Consider the following 20,494-nt stretch of genomic DNA (forward strand, 5'->3'; position numbering starts at 1 on the left):
CTCGGCTCCCCGGCGTGCTAGTCGGGGATGTCCTCCGTGCTCTCCGCCGCGATGTAGGTGTACGTGTGGTAGGCCGCACCGAGCTTCAGCTCGCTGGAATCGATCACTTGGAGTTCTTCGAGCTCACCGAATTCCTCGTCGGCGAGTTTCTCAGGAGACGCAGCAGTCATGATTTTCTCCCCTTCGTATACGTGATGGGAATGTGCCGCTTGCCGTGCGTGGCGCCAACGGTAGCCAGACCGCGCGGGCGTCAACAGCCCCTACGCCGTCGTTTAGTTGGGACGGCATTCAGCCAGACCGGCGGCTCATGGCGGCGCCGCGGCACCGGTGCGATGCAGCAGCCGCGCAAATGACCATGACTCATAATCGCCCTCGCCATCGGGCCGTTTGGAAAAATGACCGGGCGGTTCGAAACACACAGAGGACACCGCCGTTGTGCAGCTGGGGGGCCGTTTGTACCGCCATGCCGATGCGGCCGTGGTCCGGGCGGCGGTACAGGGTCCCGACCACCCGATGGTCTGGCCGGACCTGACCGGCCCGTCCGCGCACACGGAGGCGTGGCGGGCGTGGCTTCAACTGATGTGGCAGGCAACGGAATTCGCCACCGCGGTCGAGTTCTCCAGCCCCGACCTCGCGAGACGGGTCCACCAGATCTGCGCCGGCGAACCGGTGGCGGACCCCGCCGTGCGGCGCGCGGTGCTTTCGGTGGTGCGCTACCTGCTGCGCGCCCGCTCACGTGCCACTCCGTTCGGCCTGTTCGCCGGTGTCCAGGCCGCCCGCACCGGGGCCGCTCCCCTGCTGCGCGCGGGCACCGGGCACCGGGCGGTCACCAGACCGGACGCGGCATGGACCGCCGCACTGGTCGACCAGTGGGAGCAACACCGGCTGCTCCGGCCCCAATTGACGCTGCTCGCCTCAAGCCTCGCGTTCGAGCGCGACGGACGCCTGATCATCGAGCACCGCTCCAGCAACGAGACCGGCGGCAGCCCCGCGCACGTACAGATACGCGCGACCGCGCCGGTCCGCACGGCCATGGACGGCGCGCGGGAGCCTGTTGTGTGGGCAGTTCTCGCCGAAGCCCTCGCCACGGGCTTCCCTGACGCTTCGCCCACGGCGATCGAGAACCTCCTCGCGAACCTGGTACGACAGCGATTCCTGATCACCGGTCTACGGTCCGCGGTCACGGCCACCGACCCGATCGCCACCCTGCTCGCACAGGTACGACAGCTGCCCGGGGCCGAAGCCACCGCGTTGCGCGAGATCGCGGCGAGACTGGCACGGCACGACGACGCGGTCGCCGCCCCTGCGGGCGCCCGCACCGAACGCGCACACGTGACGGCCGCGATGACACGTCTGTGTCCCGCCGCGCAACCCGCGCTCGCCCTCGACCTGCGGCTGGACTGGGACCTGGTGATACCGGAGGCAGTGGCCGAGGAGGTGGCGTCGGCCGCCGCGGTCCTCACCCGCCTGGCACCGCGCGCGGCGCTGAGCCCCGGGTGGATCGCCTGGCACGGCCGCTTCCTCGATCGCTACGGCCCGGGAGCGGTGGTACCCGTCCTGGACGCCATCGACCTCCTCGGCTACCCGTCCGGCTACCTCGGGTCCCCGCTCGCGTCGCCGGGTCCGACGCTGACCGCCCGCGACACCCGGCTGCTGGGGGTCGCGTACACCGCCGGGACGAGGCGCCGACGCCACGTCCGACTCGATGACGCCGCGATCGAGGAACTGGCGGTGACGGATCCCGGTGCACCCGTGCAGCCGAGCACCGAGGTGACCGTACGAATCCACGCCGCGAGCGTATCCGCCCTGGAGCAAGGGGAGTTCACCCTGCACGTCGTCGGGGTGGCCCGCGCGGCCGGAGTCGGCACCGGGCGCTTTCTCCACCTGTTCGACGCCGACGACCGCCACCGCATGACCGACGTGTACGCAGGCCTGCCCGGCGTACAACAGGACGCGCTGATCGCGCAGATCAGTACCACTCCGCTGTACATACGCTCCGTGAACGTCGCGCGCACTGCACAGGTGGCGGACTGGGTCATCCCCCTCGGCGACCAACACGGCCCCGATACAGGCCAGTTGCCCGTGACGGACCTGGCGGTGACCGCCGATGCCGAGCAACTGCACCTGGTCTCGGTCTCCCGCCGCCGCCCGGTGCACACGGTGCTGCCGAACGCGGTGGATCTGACCCAGCACACCCATCCGCTGGCGAGGTTCCTGATCGAGGCACCGGTGGCACTGGCCGTCCCGTGCACCGGGTTCTCATGGGGAGCCGCCGTTTCCGGCCTGCCGTTCCTGCCCGGACTGCGCTACGGGCGCACCGTACTGTCCCCGGCCCGCTGGACACTCGGCCACGACGACCTGCCCGACGCGCGGACGCCCTGGCCGCAGTGGGACAAGGCACTGACCGAGTGGCGTCGTGACGTCCGCCTGCCCGAGCACGTGTACCTCGGCGACGGAGACCGGCGCATGAACCTGGACCTGACGGAGTCCGCGCACCGGGTCCTGCTCCGTACCCACGTGGAGCGCGACGGCAAGGCGCTGCTACGTCCCGCACCCGAGCCCGGCGACCTGGGCTGGACCGGCGGACGCGCCCACGAGATCGTCATCCCGCTGGCCGCGCTGGACCAGACCCGCGCACCGGTCCGCGAACTGGGCGACGTCACCGGCCGGGAACACGGCCGACTGCCCGGCTGCGGCAACCTGCTCTCCCTCCGGCTGCACGGACACCGCGACCGTCAGGATCCGCTCCTGACCCGCCATCTGCCCTCCCTGCTCGGGGAGTTGGGAGCACCCCGCTGGTGGTTCGTCCGCGACCGCGATCCCGAGGACCACCTGCGTCTCCGCCTGACCTGCGCGCCCGGTTCACTCGGCACCGCTGTCGAGCGGATCGGCGAGTGGACCCGGCAGCTTCGGCAGGCGGGCCTGATCACCCACGCCGGCCTGGAGACCTATTACCCACAGACCGCGCGCTACGGCGGTCCCGCAGCGGCGGAAGCGGCCGAGGACTATTTCACCGCCGACTCCGCCGCCGCCCTCGCGCAACTGTCCGCGCAGACCGTTCCGGGCGCTCCCGACGCTCGTGCGGTGACCGCCGCGAGCATGGTGGACATCGCCGTCGGCCTCCTCGGCGACGACACGACGGCAATGCGCTGGCTGGTCGCGCACACCCACACGGACAGGAACGCCCCGCCCCGGGCGGTCTACGACCAGACCATCGCCCTGACGACCGTCCCCGGCACCCCGCCGCTGGACCCGCACATCACCGCGAGCTGGGCCGCACGCCGCACCGCGCTGGCCGCCTACCGCAACGCACTTGAGGACGCCGGAACGCTGCCCCCGCAGGACCTGCTCCCCGAACTGCTGCACCTCCACCACGTCCGCATGCACGGGCCGGGACTACCCGAGGAACGCGCGCACCTGCACCTGGCCAGAGCCGCCGCACTGAGCCGGACGGCACGAGCGAGGCGAACATCGTGACCACGACAGCGCCCGACCCACCCACACTCCGGCCGACCGCACACCGTATGACCCAGCGGTGGGGCCGGACAGCGGCCGCAGTCTTTCTCCGGAGGGCACCCGGCTCGCCGGAGCGCCAAGGTCAGCTCTCCGGTGTCGCCTGCTTGGAACCGTTGCCCGTGTGGCGCTTGTCGCGGGCATAGATGGCGGTCGTCTTGCCGCCGCCTGAGTCACGGCGATCCAGCTCGAACAGAGTGGTGGCGGCCAGGAGATCGCTGAGCTTGGTGTAGCCGTAGGTGCGGGTGTCGAAGTCGGAGCGCTGCTTGGTGATGATGTGGCCTACATTCGCGAGGTGGGCCCAACCGTCGTCGTCGGAGGCCGCCTCCACCGCGTGGCGAAGGAGATTGACCAGCGCGGTGTCGCTCTTCAGCTTGGCCACTGTGGCCCGCGCGGTCGGCTTTTCCTCAGCCGGGGCGGTGACGCCCTTGAGGTTCTCGACGTAGATGAACTTGTCGCAAGCCGCGACGAACGGCTTGGGCGTCTTGCGTTCGCCGAATCCGTACACGGTCAGGCCGGACTCGCGGAGCCGGGCCGCGAGGCGGGTGAAGTCGCTGTCGCTGGAGACGATGCAGAACCCGTCGAAGCGTCCCGAATACAGAAGGTCCATCGCGTCGATGACCATCGCGGAGTCGGTGGCGTTCTTGCCGGTGGTGTAGGCGAACTGCTGGATCGGCTGGATGGACTGGGCGAGCAGTTGGTCCTTCCAGCCCTTCAGCTGCGTCCCGGTCCAGTCGCCGTAGGCACGCTTGACGTGAGCCGTCCCGTACTTGGCGACCTCCGCCAGCAGCTCCTCCAGGGCCGAGGGCATGGCGTTGTCGGCGTCGATCAGTACCGCCAGTTTCGCTGTGTTCTCCACGACACCCGACCGTAGCGCAGCCGTCGGCCCGGTCGGGGGTGCAGGAGTTCCCAGGGCGCCGTCACCGTCGGATCGTCTCCCGGCCCGAAAAGGACCCGCCCTCCGACCTGACCGGGCTCGTGTGTTTGGAAGCCGGGCAACACCTGTGCGAGCCTGCTGCCCCTCCTCTGAAAGGGCTGACCCTGATGCTCGGCATGGTTGTCTGGGACGTCTGCTCGCGCGCTTCGACGCGAGAGCGGTAGCCACCACCTGCCTCAGCGCCCACGCCCGTCCGATGGACCGGCGTGCGTTCGGCCTGCTCCTCGTCGAAGTGCTCTTCGTGCCCCCGCACGTTCGATCACGAGGAGTACGTGGTGTCCACCATCAACTGGACCACGGGCGACACTCAGCAGTCCGCCCGCTGGCATTCCGAGAACTACACCCCCCTTCCACGACGGACCGCCCTCGCCGACGACCGGATGAAGGCCGACGACGCCTACCGCCGGGCGTGTGAGGGAACGGCGCTGCTCTGGCAGGGCGACTTCCACAACGCCCGGCAACTGCTACGGGCGATGGGCCGCCGCATCGACCGTGGAACGCCCAAGTCCGGCACGTCCCTGAGCGACACCTTCCACCTGCACCGGCGCAGCAGCAGTCACCGTGCCCGTGTGCTCGGAAAGCTCGTGGTGCTGCTGGACGGCGACCACGCCTTGGCGTTGCCCCGGGCTCCCGACGTCCGTCAGGCGTGTCTTGAGGCCTACGGCCCCCCGGCCGGCCCCACGGTGGTCTCTCTCCGGGAACTGCTGGGCGTGATCGGCGCTCACCAGTGGCGCTCGACCGGCGTCGAGGTGCCCGCGCTCGGCGCTCGCATCCACCCGCACTACGGCGTGTTCGCGCCGGTCAGGGGCGAGTACGTCGACCTGGTCGCCCGTACGCCGTTGCCACCGGTGGCCCGGCGCAGTCCCGTCACCAGTACGGCGTTCGATCTCGGCACGGGAACCGGCGTCCTCGCGGCAGTCCTGGCCCGCCGCGGCATCGGCCGCGTGGTGGCCACCGACATCAGCCCGCGCGCCCTGGCCTGCGCCAGGGCGAACGCCCACCGGCTCGCGCTGACCGACCGTATCGAGGTGTCGGGTCCCACCCTGTTCCCCGAAGGCCGCGCCGACCTCGTCGTGTGCAACCCGCCCTGGCTCCCCGCCCGTCCGGCCAACCCCATCGAGCAAGGCGTCTACGACCCGGACAGCACCATGCTCCACGGCTTCCTCGCCGGTCTGTCCGCCCACCTTCGGCCAGGTGGCGAGGGCTGGCTCATCCTGTCCGACCTGGCAGAGCACCTCGGCCTCCGGACGCGCCGGCAACTGCTCGACGCCATCCAGGCAGCACACCTCCGCGTTGTGGACAGGATCGACATCAGGCCCCGGCACCCACGTTCCAAGGACGCCACCGACCCACTCCACGCGGCACGAAGCGCCGAGACAACGTCCCTCTGGCGTCTGACAGCGTCGGCTGAGGGCTGAGGGGTGTCGCGACGACCGGGCCGCGTCGGAACGCCACACACCTCCGATCTCGGCTTCGCGAAGCAGGTACCGCATCCGGTACCGGGTGCGGTACCTTGGGTCCATGCCTGCACTCAATGTGGAATTCACCGAGGAAGAGATGGCACGGCTGCGCGATCGAGCGGCGCTGACGGGCCGGAGTCTGAAGCAGCACGTGCATGATGTGACGGTCCAGGAAGCCGACCGGCTCGCCTTCGTGGAAGGGGCGGTCGAGGAAGCTGCCCGGGTACTGCCCGGTGTCGTGGCTCGCTTCCCCGAGGGACAGCGGTGAGCCCGATCATCCGTGTCGACGTCGGATGGGTCCTGCAGATCCAGTCGGCGATCTCCCCGCTCAACGTGCCCATCGCGGACTGGGGCGCACTGGGCTTCATGGCCGACCGGCACACGTTCGAGCGGGAGCGCGGCGTCCTCTACTACGAGGAGGCCGCCGCCCGGGCCGCGACCTTCCTGCACACCGCGCTGCTCCTGAGGCCGTTCACCGACTACAACCTGGTCATCGGCTGGGCCTGCGCCAGCCAGTACATGCACGTCTCCGGCCAGCCCCTCCGGGCCAAGGACGACGATCTGTACGAACTCGCCCAGGCGGTCCGTACCCAGGAAGCCGATCTGCGCACCGTCGCACAGCGACTGGAGTCCTGGCGCGGCGAGTGACGCTGCCCGCCCGAGGCCGAACGGCCGGAGTGGGAAGGCGCGAGCTACCCGAGCAGGGGTGCCTTCACGAGGTGCACACCCCGCTGCACGGTCCGAGCCACAGGGGACCGCAGCCGTAGTCGGTCCAGTTGCACCACCACGGTGAGGCGTAGCACACCATGTCGCAGCTGCCCGTCCCCGCGCACTGGGAATTGCAGTCCATGACCTGGGCGCTCCGATCACTCCGAGGCGCCGCGGTCTGCGTGTCGGCCGGGCCCAGCGCCATGAGAATCGCCCGCGCTCCGCTCTCGCCGAACGCCGCCACAGCCGCCGTCTCCAGCCCTTCGACGGCTGCTCCTTGCTGACGCCCCGCGATGATCCGCGGTGCCTGCCGCGTCACGTCGTCGAGGAGGGCCGACTGCTCGGCCGACAGACCGGGGTGTGTCTTCCGGTAGTTCGCGAAGTGCGCCACCCACAGATCGCTCCGCGCCGAAACGGACAGTGCGCCGTAGATGGCGCGCCGATAGTCCCCGGGGTAGGAGACGAACTCGGCGTAGCCGGAGGGCAGCCGGTCGCGGTTGGCCTTCACCCATCGCGACGCCTTGCTGCCCCTGGAGCGGGTCACAGCCTGCGCGGGTGAGGCTGCCAGGCCGCCGGTGACCAGAAACGTGCCCAGGGCCAGACCCGGCACGGCCTTGAGGATTCCTCGACGGCTCGGGGACCGCAGCACATCGAGATCGCGAAGCGCACGCACCACCCTCAGCGAGTCCGAAGGCCCCAACAGCCGCGCCAGGCGCAGAGACAGCGCGGTTCCGGTCCAGGCCTTCACGTCGTCGCTGTCGACCGCCAACAGGGTCGGGGCCCACTCGGCCCCGTCCCCCAGGGCACGCACGCGCAGGCCACGAATACGGGGTTCCGTGAGCCCCGCGGTGGTCAACGTGCCGTCGACGGACGCGCGAACCCGGTCCACCACTTCTTGACAGAATCGGCAGTCGGCGTCGAAGGCCAATATCCACTCGGTCACAAGCTTCTCCCCCGTATTTATGTGCCAGCCCGTCCCATGGCGCCCGTCCGGTGTGCGTTTTCACGCCGATCCGCAGCGCGCGGTTCAGCACCCTTGCGCGCCTCGGGCCCCTGAAGAGAAATCATTTGCTCACGCGTCCGGAAGCGTCAATCACTTTGATGAGGATCGAAACGTTGCACATTCACAGGCGACTTCGACGACACTGCCGAACTCGGAGGTCAGCGCGACAATCATGTAGCAGCCCCTCGGTCCTCCCAACCAATACTCATTTCACGGCATTCGCCTACATGCCGGATGCGCATTCCCCTTCACCGTTCTCTCAATTTGCATCTCGAACTCGCCCCTGAAATCCGTCCAAGACTCGTCATCACGGTGAACATTCACACCACCGGAAGGGAGATCAACGACTACAACGCGTCACCGGTTCACAGAAGTTGTGCTGGACCCCGCTGAACGCCGCTTTGGCCAGTTCGCCGTGCGCTCGGGTACGGCGGCTTCCTCCGGCCGGCCAGAGAGGTGGGAGGTGTCCCCGGGGCGCCCGACGATCCAGCTCAGCAGTGGACCCGCCATCGCGGTCGTGACGATGGCCATGACGACCATCAGCGAGTACAAGTCCCGGCCCAGGAAGCCCAGTTGGAGGCCGACGTTGAGGACGATGAGCTCGGTCAGGCCTCGGGTGTTCATCAGCGTCGCGAGCGCGGCGGACTGCCGAAGCGGCAACCGTTTGAGACGGGCGGCGACGAACGCGCCGGTGAACTTGCCGCCGACCGCCACCAGCAGGATGAGCCCCAGCGTGCCCAGGGCGCCCGCGTCCAGCCCGGACAGGTCGACCTGGAGACCGGCGATCAGGAAGAACACCGGCAGGAGCAGAGTGTCGCTCAACTCGCCCAGCCGCTCTTGGACATCGACGCGCAGCCGCTCGCCGCCGGTGCGCGGCAGGATCACGCCGAAGAGGAACGCGCCGAAGATGTAGTGCAGACCCACCCACTCGGTGGCGGCGGCCGACAACAGCAGGCCCACCAGGACGGCCGCGAACACGGTCGGGGTCAGCGTCAGGGCGGGGCGGCGGGCCACCGAACGGCGCAGCAAGGGCCGTACGACGAAGAACATGCCCAACACATAGGGGACGGCGAGCAGGATGCGCCACTGGTCGGGGCCGGCCGAACCGCTGACGGCGACCGCACCGGCCAGCAGCGACCAGGCGAGGAAGTCGTCGATGGACGCGCAGGCCAGCGCGACCACCCCGAGCGGGGAGCGGGCCATGCCCCGGTCGGTGAGGATGCGGGCCAGCACCGGGAACGCCGTGATCGACATGGCGATGCCCATGAACAGCATGAACGCCGTCCGGTCACCGGTGCCGTAGTCGTCCGTCAGGTGCAGCGCGAGCAGTATGCCCAGGCCGAACGGCAGCAGGATGGAGCTGAACGACACGGTCGCGGCGAGGCTTCCGCTGCCGCGGATCATCGCGGGGTCCCACTGCAGGCCGACCAGGAACATGAAGGCCGCGACGCCGACCGCGGCCAGGGCGCCCAGCAGCGGGCGGATACCGGGCGGGAACAGCGCGTCGGACAGCGCGCCGTGGAAGAGCGTCGGGCCCAGCGCGATGCCGGCGAGGACCTCGCCGATCACCGCGGGCTGGTTCAGGCGCCGGGCCAGCGCGCCCAACAGGCGGGCCAGCAGCACGATGGCGGCCAGGCCCAGGAGGAGGGACGAGGTCTGATGGGTGGTCATGGCGATGCGTCTCCATAGGAGTGGGTTCCGGCCCGGGAGCAGGGCAACGGTGGCGCTGCGGCATGCCGACGGCGGGCAGTCAGCCGTACAGGGGCAGGACAGATGGAAGACACGGCGCGCACTGTGTGCGGTCACCGGGCTTCTCCGTAGAGACAGCGGGAGTTGAGGGCGCGAGGGTCGGCGAACGACTCGGCCGGCGCAGGTGGGTCATCGAGCGCACCATGTCCTGGCTGACCGGTTAGTGCCTGTGTCACATCCTCTTTCCTCAGGTAGCGGCGCTATGAGGCTGGTTGTTGATCGGGGTTGCCGTTCGGTTGGGCGTCCGTGGACACCCAACCGAACGGTAGTTGGAGATCGTCAGGCCGCTGCCGCGAGAGGGGCGGGGACCGGCTCAACTCGGCGGTTTCGGCGGGCGAGGCGACGGGTCATGAGGGTGATGAACGCCCACTGGATGTGGGCTTCGGCGTGGGACATAAGGCGCTCGTAGTCCCTCGCGTTGCGGCGGGCCCGCATCGTCCATGAATTTGAGCGTTCGGCCACCCAGCGTTTCGGCAGCAGGACGAAACCTTTGGCGTCCTTGGGGCGGGAGACGACCTTGACGGTGATGCCGAGTTCGGTCTGTGCCCAGGTGGCGAACTCCTCGCCGCCGTAGCCGTTGTCAGCCCAGACGAGCACGATCTCGGGGTGTTCGGTGTGCAGGCGGGCGAGGAGGGTGCGGGCCGCGTCGCGGTCCTGGACGTCGGCGGGCGTGACGAGGACGTCGACGAGAAGGCCGTCCTGATCGACCAGAATATGACGGTTTCTCCCATTTATACGCTTATTCGCGTCGTAGCCGCGAGTCGCTTTCGAGACGGTCTCGGCGCCCTTGACGGACTGGGAGTCGACGATCACGCGGACCGGCCAGGGACACCGCTGGCGCCGGATACGCAGGCGCCGGCGGAGGTGGTCGAGGATGTGCCGCAGGACGCCGACCTTCGCCCAGCGGGCGAAGTATCCGAAAACTGTGCACCAGGGGATGCCGAAGTCGGCGGGCAGCGCCCGCCATTTCGCGCCGTTGTCGGTGATGTAGCGGATCGCGTCGACGACACGCCGGCAGGGCCACTTCTCATGGGCTCCGCCCCTGGCGGTCCGGCAGGCGGGAACCGGCAACAGCCTTTCCAGGAGCGCCCATTCGAGGTCGCTGGTGTCGGAGGGGTAGCGGTAGCAGGGCAGGTCCGGGGGGCATGGCGGTGGCGGGCCGCGACCGGTTCGGGGAGCCAACTGCGGGGCGGTCGCGGCCCGTCGCCTTCCTGTGGAAAGGTCACTCCAGGTCGGCGAGGAGGTGCAGGGTCGACTCGATCACGCCCATCTGCGCCATGACCGTGCGGATGTAGGGGTCGTCGGGCCTCTTCTTGCGGTGCGCGAGGAGGATGCCCTCGATGAAGTAGACGATCCGGTGGTGGGTGGACTCGAAGAACGCCCGCTCGTAGCCGATCCAGATCTCCGTGCGTCGCCCAGCATCCGGTAGCCCCAGGTCCTGTCCCAGGTGATCGGCGGCAGGCCCTTCGCGGCGGCGACCTTGCGCAGATGCGCGAGACCGGTGTGGGATCTGTGCGCGGGTGCGCTCGGTCGCCGCCATGAGCTGGACGATCGCCAGTCCGGCGGGACGGGCCTCCAGCAGGGCGGACAGGATGGCTTCGGCGTGGACGTGAGCGGGAACGCCCCGCCCCACGGCTACTCGCCCGAGCCCTTCAGCAGCTTCTGGAGCTGCTCGTCGAGGTCGACCTCGCCTCGGGTCACGGCATTCTCGATCCACTCGGCCGACGCCCGCACCCTCGTCAGGCCGTGCAGGACCGTCTCGCGTTCGGCGTCGTCGAACGGCGTCCCGCGCAGGTTCGGCACGATCCTCCCGGCGGTGACGACGAACAGCGTGCAGGCCGACACCAGGTCCATGAACTGGACGTTGTGTTCCATCCGCGCCAACTGCGGCAGCGGCGCCGCCTCGTCCTGCACGAACGCGGCCTCCTGGCGGAAGCGGTCGAACTGCGCCTCGTTCACGGCGTGCCGGGCGGTGTCGTCGGCCATGGCCTTCGAGGCGACCGCGGGCCGGCGCAGGAAATCGGTGGCCACCCGCGCCGCGACCTGGTCGTCGGCGGCCAGGTCATGGATCGCGTCCACCTTCTCCTGGACGCTCTCGGGGGTGTCGACCTTCCAGCCCACGATCCGCTTCGCGCTGTCGTGCGTCCACCGCGCAGGCCCCCGCGCGGATGAGCCGGAGGGCTGGCGACCGCCTCGAACCGCTCCTTCTCGTCCGGGATCGACGCGAGGATCTTGTGGATCGTGTGCGAGACGTCTGCGCGGCGGTGCTCCTTCGGCCAGCGCGAGGCCACCCACCGGCAGTCCCGCACCGTCGTGCAGGCGAGGCCGACGTCCTCCGCGAACATCCGCAGGGCCTCGCCGACGGTGAACAACTCCTCGCTCCCCGACGGATTCGTCCCGCCGTGCGCGCATCGGCTCGATCTCCCCGGCCGCGTCCCCCAGCCGCCACTGGACGGCGCTCATCTCCGCGACCCAGCCCCGGCCCAGTTCCACGAGCTCGTCGTAGCGCTGCCGGGTCACACTCCCGACCATCCCGGTCATCAGGACACCACCCCCACGAGCCCCCGGGGACAACACCCGACCGTGCCGTCAACTCGCCCTGGAAACCCTCCACTTCGCACCATCTGACCGCCTCGCCCCCGGCGGGAAGAGCGCAGAGACCCAGCGCCCGAAGCAGCCCGGACGGCCTCGCGGCGCGCGGCTCACATCCCGCCGGAAGCCGTGCGCCGCCTGTGCCAGGCCCGTTTGCGGCAGACGGGAGAGCTGTAGACCGCCGAGACGGGATGTTCGACACCGACCGTCCAGCCGGCCCCGCACTGCGGGCAGACGGCCCCCACCGCGGCCTTCACCGCCTCGGTCCTCGACCTCGCCCGCCGTATCCGCCGCCAGCTCCGCGAACGGCAGGCGGACGAACACAACACCGCCGCCAGCTTCGCCGACGGCATCAGCGGATCACCGCACCCCCGGCACAACCTCGGCCCGCCCGACGCCGGCTCGACGACGGCCAGCCGCACCGAGGCACCGTGTCCCTGCCCATGACAGCACCGTACGACCGCCAGCCCCGTACGCCCAGCCCACGTTTCGGGCCGACCGGCCCGAAACGTCAAGTCGCCGACCTGCGAAAAATGCCTTCGGATCAGGTCCGCTTGCGTCTCGCGATCTCGTCGGAGAGCTGCTGCACGTGGGCGGGGTCCGCGTCCCGGGCAAGGGCGACGTAGTGGTCCATGACGGCCGGCCGGTAGCGCACGGGCAACGTCTGTCCTGGGGCGAGTCGTGTGAGCTCGGTGATCGTGAGGCCTTCGTCTGCGATACCGCGGAACGAGCGGCCGCCGGCGGTCTCCACGTCGAACATCAGGACCACGCGTGGATTGCTGTTGACCTCTCGCCAGTCGACGAGAACGCCGAGCGCAAGCGCCCCCGTACGCAGTTCCGCATTGCGCTTCCGTGCATCACTGCTCATGGACGGGTTCGGGGCAATGCCCGGGAAGTCGGGCCCGACGCCGAGCGATTCCCGACTCAGGTCGGGCCTGAGCTGCGCCGTCAGATCGTTGAACTGGTCAAAACCGAACAGACCGTTGAGCTTCTTCTTCCAACCGAACATCCTGGCCCCTCCCTCACACCGGTGCCGGAATCTCGGCCTGGCGCTTCGCCCTCACTGCGATTCTAGGTCGCGGCCATTCCCGACCTCCGTCGCATCCCTCCGTCCCGATGGGGTCGCCTTCTGCGACATCCCCCACGGCAACCACCTGACAACCCCTCACCTGCCGTTCGGTTCGACGTCCTGTGGACGCCGAACCGAACGGCAACCCCGATCACCCTCCGCCCTCATACGTCATGACCTGCGGAAAGAGGATGTGACACAGGCACTTACCGCAGACTCAGCCCCCGCTACGAACGGAAACCAGGCAACTACCTCGCCTTTCTCGGCCTGGCAGCCGCGCTCTGCTGCTACAAGCGCCTCCTCAAACTGACCATGTAGGACACGGTCGAAAGGCTGTCCCGTAAGTGATCTTCGATTTGATGCGGACGGGCCCGGCTGTCCGCTGTCTGTCCGCCGAGGTCGCGGTTGTGCAGACGGGCGATGCCGAGCATGGCGAGGTGGACGCCGTCGCCCTTGAGGCGGCAGTCACGCAAGATCTCCCAGCCCTTCATTCGGGCGAAGGTGTGCTCGACGCGGGCGCGAACTCGCTTGTGTGAGCGGTTGTGTTCCTCCTTCCAGGTCGGCGGGCCGCTCCCCTTTTCGCGTCGGTGTGGGATGACCAGGGCGGTCCCCTGGTAGCCGCCGTCGGCGATCGTCATGGTGGTACCGACGGCGGCCTTGGTTCCGGACTCTTCTCAACCACGGGAGTCGTGTCGGTTACCGGGCAAGGGTCGGCCGACCACGACGACCAGGCGGGTGTCTGCGTCGATGACGACCTGGTGGGCTGTGGAGTAGCGATGGTTCTTGGACTGCTCGGCGAGCGTGCGGTCGTGGGTCGGCACCAAGGTCCCGTCCACGATGAGCACCGTGTCCTTACGGAACCGTCTTCGCTGCCGGAGCGCCAAGAGTGGACCGAGGTGGTCGATGATCCGGTCTGCGGCCGGCTTCGAAATTCCGAACAACGGAGCCGGCTGTCGCATCGTCAAGTTTGTGCGCCAGTACGCGGTCACCAGCAGAACACGGTCCTCCAGCGACAGGCTCCAGGGACGCCCGCGCTGTTGATCCGCAGCCTGCTCGCGTCGAACCTCGGCTACCGGCTTGGCGAAGCAGCGCGGGGTCAGACCCGTGAAGGGCTCTATCCATGACGGCACCGACGCCGTGATCACACCAGCCACGCAGTGATGGTTGCATCTCCCAACGGCCGTCAAGAGGGTAGCCATAGAGTGAGGCGCCATGCGAAGCCTGGACCATCTACCGAAGGCCCATCTCCATCTGCATCTCGAAGGTGCGATGCGTCCCGCCACGCTCGCGGAGCTGGCAGGCGAGCGTGGCGAACGACCGCCAGATGCAGGCGGCTTCACCTCGTTTGAGGACTTCGGCGCTTTGTACGGTGCCGCTGCCCGGGTGGTGCGCGAGGGCCCGCGCAGGAACCTTCTGCGGCTGGTACGCGAGGTGGTCGAGGACGCCGCCGCGGACGGAGCGGTATGGATCGAGCCGCACTTGAACCCCCTGACCTATGAGGGCGATCCGGACGCCGCGCTCGACGTCCTGGACGAGGTGATCGACGAGGGCCGCCGCGTGGGCGCGCGGCTGGGCGTCGGCTTCGGCATCCTGGTGTTCGCCCGGCGCCACGCGGACCCGTTGGAAGCGGTCGAGGCCGCCCGCCTGGCGGTTAGCCGCTCGGATAATGGGGTGGTCGGCTTCGGCCTGGCCGGAGATGAGGCCCGCCACGCCCCTGAGCCGTTCGCTGAGGCGTTCGCCATTGCCCGCGATGCCGGGCTGATTCCCGCCCCGCACGCAGGGGAATTCGCCGGCCCGGCCGGCGTGCGCGCCGCACTCGACATACTCGGCGCCCGACGGATCGCCCACGGCGTACGGGCAGTCGAAGACCCGGCTCTCCTTGCCCGCCTGGCCGCGGAAGGCATAGTCCTCGACGTCTGCCCCACCTCCAACGTCGCCCTCGGGGTCGTCGCATCCCTGCCTGCGCACCCCCTGCCGCAGCTCCTGCAAGCAGGCGTCCGGTGCACCCTCAACGCCGACGACCCTCTCCTGTTCGGTCCGGGTCTGCTGCAGGAGTACGAAACAGCCCGCACGGCGCTCGCCCTCACCGACCCCCAACTCGCCGCCGTGGCCCGTACCTCGCTCGAAGCCTCCGGCGCCCCGCGCGCCACCGTGGAAGGCGCGGTCACCCGCATCGACGCATGGCTCGACATCCCGGGCCAGGCAACTACGCCTCCCAACCCAACAAGCATGTCGGCCGCAGCACCATAGGGCGCCGTCTGGGACAACCAGCCAGAGATCACGGGACAACCTCTAGTCGGAGCGCTGGAAGGTGATCGCGTGCGTGCCGGATCAGCGGCGCCCGCAGGGCCTCCACACCCCGGAACGCCCTGGGGCGAGAGACACCCGACAAACCAACAACAACCCAACACCCATTACCAGGAAGGGAGTTACACCGTCCCCCGCCGCGACCCGGACTCGTCCAGGGCCGGAGTGAACGCCTCGATGTGATCCTGGGCCCACCGTTTGAAGGAACGGGCCGGACGCCCCGTCACCATGTGGACGGTGTCCTCCACCTGGGCCTTGGCGCCGGCCTTCTGCCGTTCCGCGCTCGCCAGAAGTGCCTCCACGACCGGGGGCGGCCAGCCTTTGCTCAGCGCGGCGCGGGCCTCGTCCGGGGTCAGTTCCTCGAAGCGCAGGGGGATACCGAGAAGCCGGCCCAGCTCACGGGACTGGTCGACGGCGGTCAGCGCCTGCGGACCGGTCAGGGTGTAGGCGTGTCCGGCATGGACATCCTCGGTCAGGGCCCGTACCGCGACCTCGGCGATGTCACGGGGGTCCACGCAGGCGTTGGGCGACGTCCCGTACAGCGCGCGGACGGTCCGTTCGCGGCGGACGAGGGCGGCCCAGGACAGGGAGTTGGACATGAACGCGCGCGGGCGCAGCAAGGTCCACTGCAGGCCGCAGCCGCGCAACACTTCCTCGTTGGCGCGCTGCTGACGGGTGATGAGGTCGTCGGCCCCGGGGTCCAGAACGGCCGCCGCGGACAGTTTCACCACCCGCCGCACCCCGGCGGCACGCGCGGCCGAGACAAAGCGGGCGTCGTCGTCGTCGCCGTCGACTCGCGTCGTGACGAGGAACGCCGTGCGCACCCCTTGCAGCACCCGGGCCAAAGACGGCGGGTCCGTGTAGTCCCCGACGACCACCTCCACCCCCGGGAACGCCCCTGCGGCCTTCGCCGGGTCCCTGGTCATGACCCGCACGCGCAGGTCACCAGGCAGGCAGCGGACCACTTCCCGTCCCACCGTCCCTGTCGCGCCCGTCACCAGGATCATCGGGCACTCCCCGCTCCCGGCCCACCACGACCCCGCGTTCCGTCGTCAACCAACCCTCCACGCCTCCGTCTCTCCGTGCCTTCTCCGCTTCTTGCCACTTTGATGAAGATTCTCACGCTTCTACCCTTTCCGTCCCGCCCAGCCTGGCCGGACGGGGCAGACCCGAATGCGGCGAGATCCGGGCTGGACGATGTCCATCGGGTCGTCGGACTCATCGGAAACAGAAGACCGGGGAACAGCGCTGCACGACCAGGCGAGCCCCTAGTCCGGCCACATGAAGGCGCCCCGGGCCGAGCGTTGTTGACGACCTGCTGAGTGGCCGACCCGCATCACCGGTCGTAGGTCTCCAGCGGTCCGCGACACCTACGACCGTCCGGTCCGGCGCCCGGCGTCCTCACGTCGCTCGAACTCGCAGTGGTCGACCGTGCCGCCGCGCGCCTGCAGCCGATAGCCGCCGGGCACGAAGGCCAGAAGGTGCTTGGCCACCACTCCCTCGCTCTCTCACTCCCGCTCGGTCGACGCCGTACCGATCAGCTCACGTAATTGCGGGACATAGGTCATCAGGGTGATGCGCGCACTGCGGGGCGGGGTCCACGTCCCAACTTCCCCGCAAGGCCACGACGACAGCAGATACGCGGTCCGCGTTCCAGGCCGCCGGGCACGAGGCCGTCACGGGACCCGCGCCCCTCCATAAAACGGCACGGACGGTTTTTCGATGTTGGAAGCCCATTCCGCCGTCAGGGGCCCGCGGAATCAGCCATCCCGGTCGTCCTGGCAACCCCCCGGAGATCGTCACGCCGCCGGAGGATGTTCCTGCAAGAGTCGATACATGCGTACCCGCCTGCCTCGGCTTTCACCACGCCGACGGGCCCGGCCCTCGACAGGCAGGCGCCCCATAACACCCCAAGCGGCGGAGAACAGCCTCGGCGTCGCCCTACTGTCGGGGCCCGACCGCGATGCCCAGGCCCGAAAGACGGACCGTTGCCAGCCTCAAGGACGACATTCCCGGGCCGGACCCGACGCAGCCAGAGCTCCAGCCCCCCTCTCACGAAATGTCAGCCACAGCCCAAGCCACCCCGGCATCACCGCCCTCACCACCGCACCACCGCACCACCGCACCACCGCACCACCGCGCCACGAGAAGACGGTCACCGCCCAGCCCCTCTACCTCCCCACCTCAACGACACGCCGTCAAGCACACCCCACCACCCTCACCGCGAACACACGCAGGCCACCGTCTCGGCCCAGTTGTACTGGCCACTACTCGGACCACCCGACGACAACCCCACCACCGCGGAACGTCGAACACGAACAGGCCCGTCTACATGGCGAATGCGTGTCAGCCGAACGCGATGACGGACAGGTCGGGAGCCGAGCGGAGGCCAAGACGGCGCACCGACGTACGGCGTTCCGTGACCGCACGACCAACCGCCGCTCCACGTCACAGTCACCGCAACGGAGATCCGCGACTGAGCAAGAGGGCCGGCCAGGGAGCGGTTCAGCCGATCAGCCCGGCTCTCGCCGTGCGCCTCGGGGCAACGACGCCTCCTCAACAACTCGGGAACAAGGCCGAGTCGACCGCCAAGGCGGATTCCCCCTCGCCCTCAGCGGCGATCAACCGCACAACCACCAGGGCCACCAACCGACTTCACGGCCCGCCGAACCACACCGCCCACCACTGGAAGTCGCGACTGCGGCACTCCCCCGCACCAGCCTTACCGATGCCGATCGACGCCGCCCGTGACCGCCAACTCTCAACCACACCCGGCCCGCCCCGCGAAGGGCGTACCCCGTACCCGACCCACCCGCCCAACCTCCCCGCCCCACTCCCCCACACACCCCGACAACCAATGCCCCGGAACGGCTCAACGACGACCGCAGCGCCGTAGACTATACGAACTGGACGGTATTTTTAGCGGACGGGTAGCCGACCCGCGACGAAAGGGCCCGAACATGCCAGAACCCAAGCAGGACCGGGCCATCCGCACCCGCCACACCATCCTCATGGCCGCAGCCACCGTCTTCGAGGAGCGCGGCTACCAAGCCGCCACCATCAGCGAAATCCTCACCACCGCCAACGTGACCAAGGGTGCCCTCTACTTCCATTTCCGCTCCAAGGAGCAACTCGCCCTGGGCGTGCTCGCCGGACAGGATCAGTCGCTCGTCGTCCCCGACCGGCCCTGCAAAATCCAAGAGCTCATCGACACCACCATGCTGCACGCCTACCGCCTCCAGACCGACCCCCTCGTCCGGGCCGGCACACGCCTCACCCTTGATCAGCGCGCCGACGGCCTCGACCGTACCGGCCCCTTCCAGCGCTGGACCAGCATCACCGAGGACCTCCTCGACAAGGCTCAGAAACAAGGCGAACTCCTCCCTCACGTCAACCCCGCCGAGACCGCTCAGGTGCTCGTCGGTGCCTTCTCCGGCGTGCAGGCCATGTCGCAAGCGACCACCAATTACCAAAACCTCTCCACCAGCGTTTCCGCCCTCCTCCGCCACACCCTCCCCTCGATCGTCCACTCCTCGGTCCTCACCTCCCTCGATCTCACCCCCCAACGCGGCCACGCCATTCACACCGAAACCACGGCAGCCGCAGCACGGGAGGGTCAAGTCGGCAGTGGGGGCGAAGGAGTTGGCGCGCACTGAGCGGGAGCCAGTCGGCCGAGCACGACGATCCAGCACAGCGCCCCGCACCGAAGTTCCGCCCGATCAACGGGTGTTGACGTTTTCCGCGTTCTTGACCGATTCGGCGGCCGAGTGATCATATGTTGTCGGCCATGCTACTTCGAGGCCTTCGCGCCAAAGGAACCCTTGAGCTTCTCGTGGCCGGTTGCTCAGGGATCGGCTGCGTCGCCGCGCTGATATCCGTCCTCCTGGGCCAACTCACGCCGTGGTGGGCACTGCTCCTCGTACCCCTGGGGATTTTCAACGCGATCGAGGTGCTCGGCTACTTCGCCTATCGGCCGGTCGTCATCAAGCCCTATGTCCTCGTCTCCGCCGACAGCGCCGACGGCGACGGAGAGCAGCGCGGTGCCGTGCGCTGGCAGCTGGACACCGGCGGAGCGGTGAAGGAATCGTCGCCGGTCGTGGTCAACGGCACTGTGTATGTGGGCAGTTGGAACCACCTCCTGTGGGCCGTCGACGCCCTGTCCGGCGAAGAACGCTGGCAGTGCACGGTCGGCGGTGTGGTGGCCGCGTCACCCGCCTTCGCCAACGGCACTGTCTACATCGGCAGTTGGGACAAGTGCCTGTGGGCGGTGGACGCCGTGTCGGGCCGGGAGCGGTGGCGGGTCAGGACGAATGGTCTGGTGCGGTCCACGCCGGTGGTCACCGACGGCATGGTCCTCTTCGGCAGCAACGACGGTTTCTTCCGGGCAGTTGACGCCGTCTCAGGAAAGAGCCGCTGGCAGGTCCGCGTCGGCACGGGCGTGCGTTCCTCGCCGATCGTGGTGGGCGACTCGGTCTACGTCGGCAGCGACGACGGCGTTCTGTGGGCCCTGCACACTGCCTCCGGCCAGGTGCGGTGGCAGCTGAAGACGCTGAGTGGACTGTGGTCCTCTCCGGTGGTGGCCGACGGCATCCTCTACGTCGGGAGCGCCGACCGGCACCTTTGGGCGATGGACGTGGCGTCGGGTCAGGTCCGGTGGAAGCTGCCGGCCGGCACCTGGGTGAAGTCCACGCCGGCGGTGGCCGACGGCCTCGTCTACTTCGGCACCGGCGACGGATATCTGTGGGCCGTCGACGCGGTGTCCGGCGAGAGACGGTGGAGTCGCAAGGTAGGTGTCTGGGTGCGGTGGGCCCCGCTGGTGGCGGACGGCACGCTGTACGTCGGCACGAACGACGGCCGTATGTGGGCGTTGGACGCGGTCTCGGGCGAGGAACAGTGGCAGGCACACACCGGCAGCCCGGTCTTCTCCACGCCCGCGGTGGCCGACGGCGTCCTGTACTTCGGTCTCCAGAACGGGCGTCTGCTGGGCGTCCGTGCCTGATCGGCACGTGGGCCGAGGCCAGGAGGCCCCACCACTGGCACCCGCGCACCCACCACGCGACGGCACCCCGGTCGCCCGTGCGCCCACCCTTCATCGGGCACGTCCGGCAACCGGTCGCGGCGATTTCCGGCCCGTAGGTCGTCGGTGGCAGGGCATG

Annotated in this window: 16 protein-coding genes and 3 pseudogenes; 8 read left to right on the forward strand and 11 right to left on the reverse strand. The window is 69.1% G+C overall.

Annotated features, from left to right (window positions below; all coding sequences use genetic code 11):
- Positions 1 to 17: 17 nt before the first annotated feature.
- The gene (locus tag ACIBK4_RS29850) at positions 18 to 170 is read right to left on the reverse strand and encodes a hypothetical protein (RefSeq protein WP_398999463.1); all 153 of its coding nucleotides are present in this window, start codon (positions 168 to 170) and stop codon (positions 18 to 20) included.
- Positions 171 to 453: 283 nt separating this feature from the next.
- On the opposite strand from ACIBK4_RS29850, the gene ACIBK4_RS29855 reads away from it, so the two are divergent.
- Positions 454 to 3,477, forward strand: a complete 3,024-nt coding sequence (locus ACIBK4_RS29855; RefSeq protein ID WP_398999466.1) for a lantibiotic dehydratase — start codon at positions 454 to 456, stop codon at positions 3,475 to 3,477.
- A gap of 121 nt (positions 3,478 to 3,598) precedes the next feature.
- On the opposite strand, the gene ACIBK4_RS29860 is transcribed toward ACIBK4_RS29855, so the two are convergent.
- Positions 3,599 to 4,372, reverse strand: coding sequence for an NYN domain-containing protein (locus ACIBK4_RS29860; protein WP_398999468.1), 774 nt, complete (start codon positions 4,370 to 4,372; stop codon positions 3,599 to 3,601).
- 353 nt (positions 4,373 to 4,725) lie between these two features.
- Between ACIBK4_RS29860 and ACIBK4_RS29865 the strand changes: the two genes are divergently transcribed.
- From ACIBK4_RS29865 to ACIBK4_RS29875, 3 genes are all read left to right on the forward strand, one after another.
- Positions 4,726 to 5,868, forward strand: a complete 1,143-nt coding sequence (locus tag ACIBK4_RS29865) for a methyltransferase (RefSeq protein ID WP_398999470.1) — start codon at positions 4,726 to 4,728, stop codon at positions 5,866 to 5,868.
- 103 nt (positions 5,869 to 5,971) lie between these two features.
- Positions 5,972 to 6,178 carry a hypothetical protein gene (locus ACIBK4_RS29870; protein ID WP_366432885.1) on the forward strand — a complete coding sequence of 69 codons (207 nt, stop codon included), beginning with the start codon at positions 5,972 to 5,974 and terminating at the stop codon, positions 6,176 to 6,178.
- Complete coding sequence (locus ACIBK4_RS29875; RefSeq protein WP_398999472.1) at positions 6,175 to 6,558, forward strand: hypothetical protein; 384 nt, start codon at positions 6,175 to 6,177, stop codon at positions 6,556 to 6,558. Before ACIBK4_RS29870 ends, ACIBK4_RS29875 begins: the two co-directional genes overlap by 4 nt.
- Positions 6,559 to 6,622: 64 nt before the next feature.
- On the opposite strand, the gene ACIBK4_RS29880 is transcribed toward ACIBK4_RS29875, so the two are convergent.
- The 6 genes and pseudogenes from ACIBK4_RS29880 to ACIBK4_RS29905 form a co-directional block, all read right to left on the reverse strand.
- A complete protein-coding gene (locus ACIBK4_RS29880; protein ID WP_398999474.1) occupies positions 6,623 to 7,561 on the reverse strand; it encodes a bacteriocin fulvocin C-related protein in 939 nt (312 codons plus the stop codon).
- A 417-nt stretch (positions 7,562 to 7,978) separates the two neighbouring features.
- Entirely contained in the window at positions 7,979 to 9,292 is a 1,314-nt protein-coding gene (locus ACIBK4_RS29885) for a cation:proton antiporter (RefSeq protein ID WP_398999476.1), read from the reverse strand.
- A 357-nt stretch (positions 9,293 to 9,649) separates the two neighbouring features.
- The gene (locus ACIBK4_RS29890; RefSeq protein ID WP_399000074.1) at positions 9,650 to 10,504 is read right to left on the reverse strand and encodes an IS5 family transposase; all 855 of its coding nucleotides are present in this window, start codon (positions 10,502 to 10,504) and stop codon (positions 9,650 to 9,652) included.
- A gap of 88 nt (positions 10,505 to 10,592) precedes the next feature.
- Entirely contained in the window at positions 10,593 to 11,003 is a 411-nt protein-coding gene (locus ACIBK4_RS29895) for a hypothetical protein (RefSeq protein WP_398999478.1), read from the reverse strand.
- A gap of 2 nt (positions 11,004 to 11,005) precedes the next feature.
- A pseudogene (locus tag ACIBK4_RS29900) lies at positions 11,006 to 11,715 on the reverse strand (DUF6192 family protein).
- Between the two features lie 791 nt (positions 11,716 to 12,506).
- Positions 12,507 to 12,971 carry a hypothetical protein gene (locus ACIBK4_RS29905; protein ID WP_398999481.1) on the reverse strand — a complete coding sequence of 155 codons (465 nt, stop codon included), beginning with the start codon at positions 12,969 to 12,971 and terminating at the stop codon, positions 12,507 to 12,509.
- A gap of 267 nt (positions 12,972 to 13,238) precedes the next feature.
- Between ACIBK4_RS29905 and ACIBK4_RS29910 the strand changes: the two are divergent.
- Positions 13,239 to 13,349: pseudogene (locus ACIBK4_RS29910) on the forward strand (IS5/IS1182 family transposase); the annotation flags it as partial.
- Between the two features lie 71 nt (positions 13,350 to 13,420).
- Here ACIBK4_RS29910 and ACIBK4_RS29915 read toward each other — a convergent pair.
- Positions 13,421 to 14,185, reverse strand: a pseudogene (locus ACIBK4_RS29915) (transposase); the annotation flags it as partial.
- Positions 14,186 to 14,243: 58 nt separating this feature from the next.
- Here ACIBK4_RS29915 and add point away from each other — a divergent pair.
- Entirely contained in the window at positions 14,244 to 15,281 is a 1,038-nt protein-coding gene (gene add, locus ACIBK4_RS29920; RefSeq protein WP_398999483.1) for an adenosine deaminase, read from the forward strand.
- Between the two features lie 179 nt (positions 15,282 to 15,460).
- Here add and ACIBK4_RS29925 read toward each other — a convergent pair whose 3' ends face one another.
- Together ACIBK4_RS29925 and ACIBK4_RS29930 are read right to left on the reverse strand one after the other, a co-directional pair.
- Positions 15,461 to 16,345, reverse strand: a complete 885-nt coding sequence (locus ACIBK4_RS29925) for an SDR family oxidoreductase (RefSeq protein WP_398999485.1) — start codon at positions 16,343 to 16,345, stop codon at positions 15,461 to 15,463.
- Positions 16,346 to 16,708: 363 nt separating this feature from the next.
- On the reverse strand, positions 16,709 to 16,831 hold the full coding sequence (locus ACIBK4_RS29930; protein WP_398999487.1) for a hypothetical protein: 123 nt from the start codon (positions 16,829 to 16,831) through the stop codon (positions 16,709 to 16,711).
- A gap of 1,467 nt (positions 16,832 to 18,298) precedes the next feature.
- Here ACIBK4_RS29930 and ACIBK4_RS29935 point away from each other — a divergent pair.
- A complete protein-coding gene (locus tag ACIBK4_RS29935) occupies positions 18,299 to 18,994 on the forward strand; it encodes a ScbR family autoregulator-binding transcription factor (RefSeq protein ID WP_398999489.1) in 696 nt (231 codons plus the stop codon).
- Positions 18,995 to 19,170: 176 nt separating this feature from the next.
- Entirely contained in the window at positions 19,171 to 20,337 is a 1,167-nt protein-coding gene (locus ACIBK4_RS29940; protein ID WP_398999491.1) for a PQQ-binding-like beta-propeller repeat protein, read from the forward strand.
- The last annotated feature ends 157 nt before the right edge of the window (positions 20,338 to 20,494 follow it).

The sequence above is a fragment of the Streptomyces sp. NPDC050528 genome (assembly GCF_044457795.1).
GTDB lineage: Bacteria > Actinomycetota > Actinomycetes > Streptomycetales > Streptomycetaceae > Streptomyces.

Excerpts from the sequence above, each read along its gene's own strand:
- ACIBK4_RS29850 (WP_398999463.1), bottom strand. The coding sequence starts at position 170 with ATGACTGCTGCGTCTCCTGAGAAACTCGCCGACGAGGAATTCGGTGAG.
- ACIBK4_RS29870 (WP_366432885.1), top strand. The coding sequence starts at position 5,972 with ATGCCTGCACTCAATGTGGAATTCACCGAGGAAGAGATGGCACGGCTG.
- ACIBK4_RS29885 (WP_398999476.1), bottom strand. The coding sequence starts at position 9,292 with ATGACCACCCATCAGACCTCGTCCCTCCTCCTGGGCCTGGCCGCCATC.
- ACIBK4_RS29905 (WP_398999481.1), bottom strand. The coding sequence starts at position 12,971 with ATGTTCGGTTGGAAGAAGAAGCTCAACGGTCTGTTCGGTTTTGACCAG.
- add (WP_398999483.1), top strand. The coding sequence starts at position 14,244 with ATGCGAAGCCTGGACCATCTACCGAAGGCCCATCTCCATCTGCATCTC.
- ACIBK4_RS29925 (WP_398999485.1), bottom strand. The coding sequence starts at position 16,345 with ATGATCCTGGTGACGGGCGCGACAGGGACGGTGGGACGGGAAGTGGTC.
- ACIBK4_RS29935 (WP_398999489.1), top strand. The coding sequence starts at position 18,299 with ATGCCAGAACCCAAGCAGGACCGGGCCATCCGCACCCGCCACACCATC.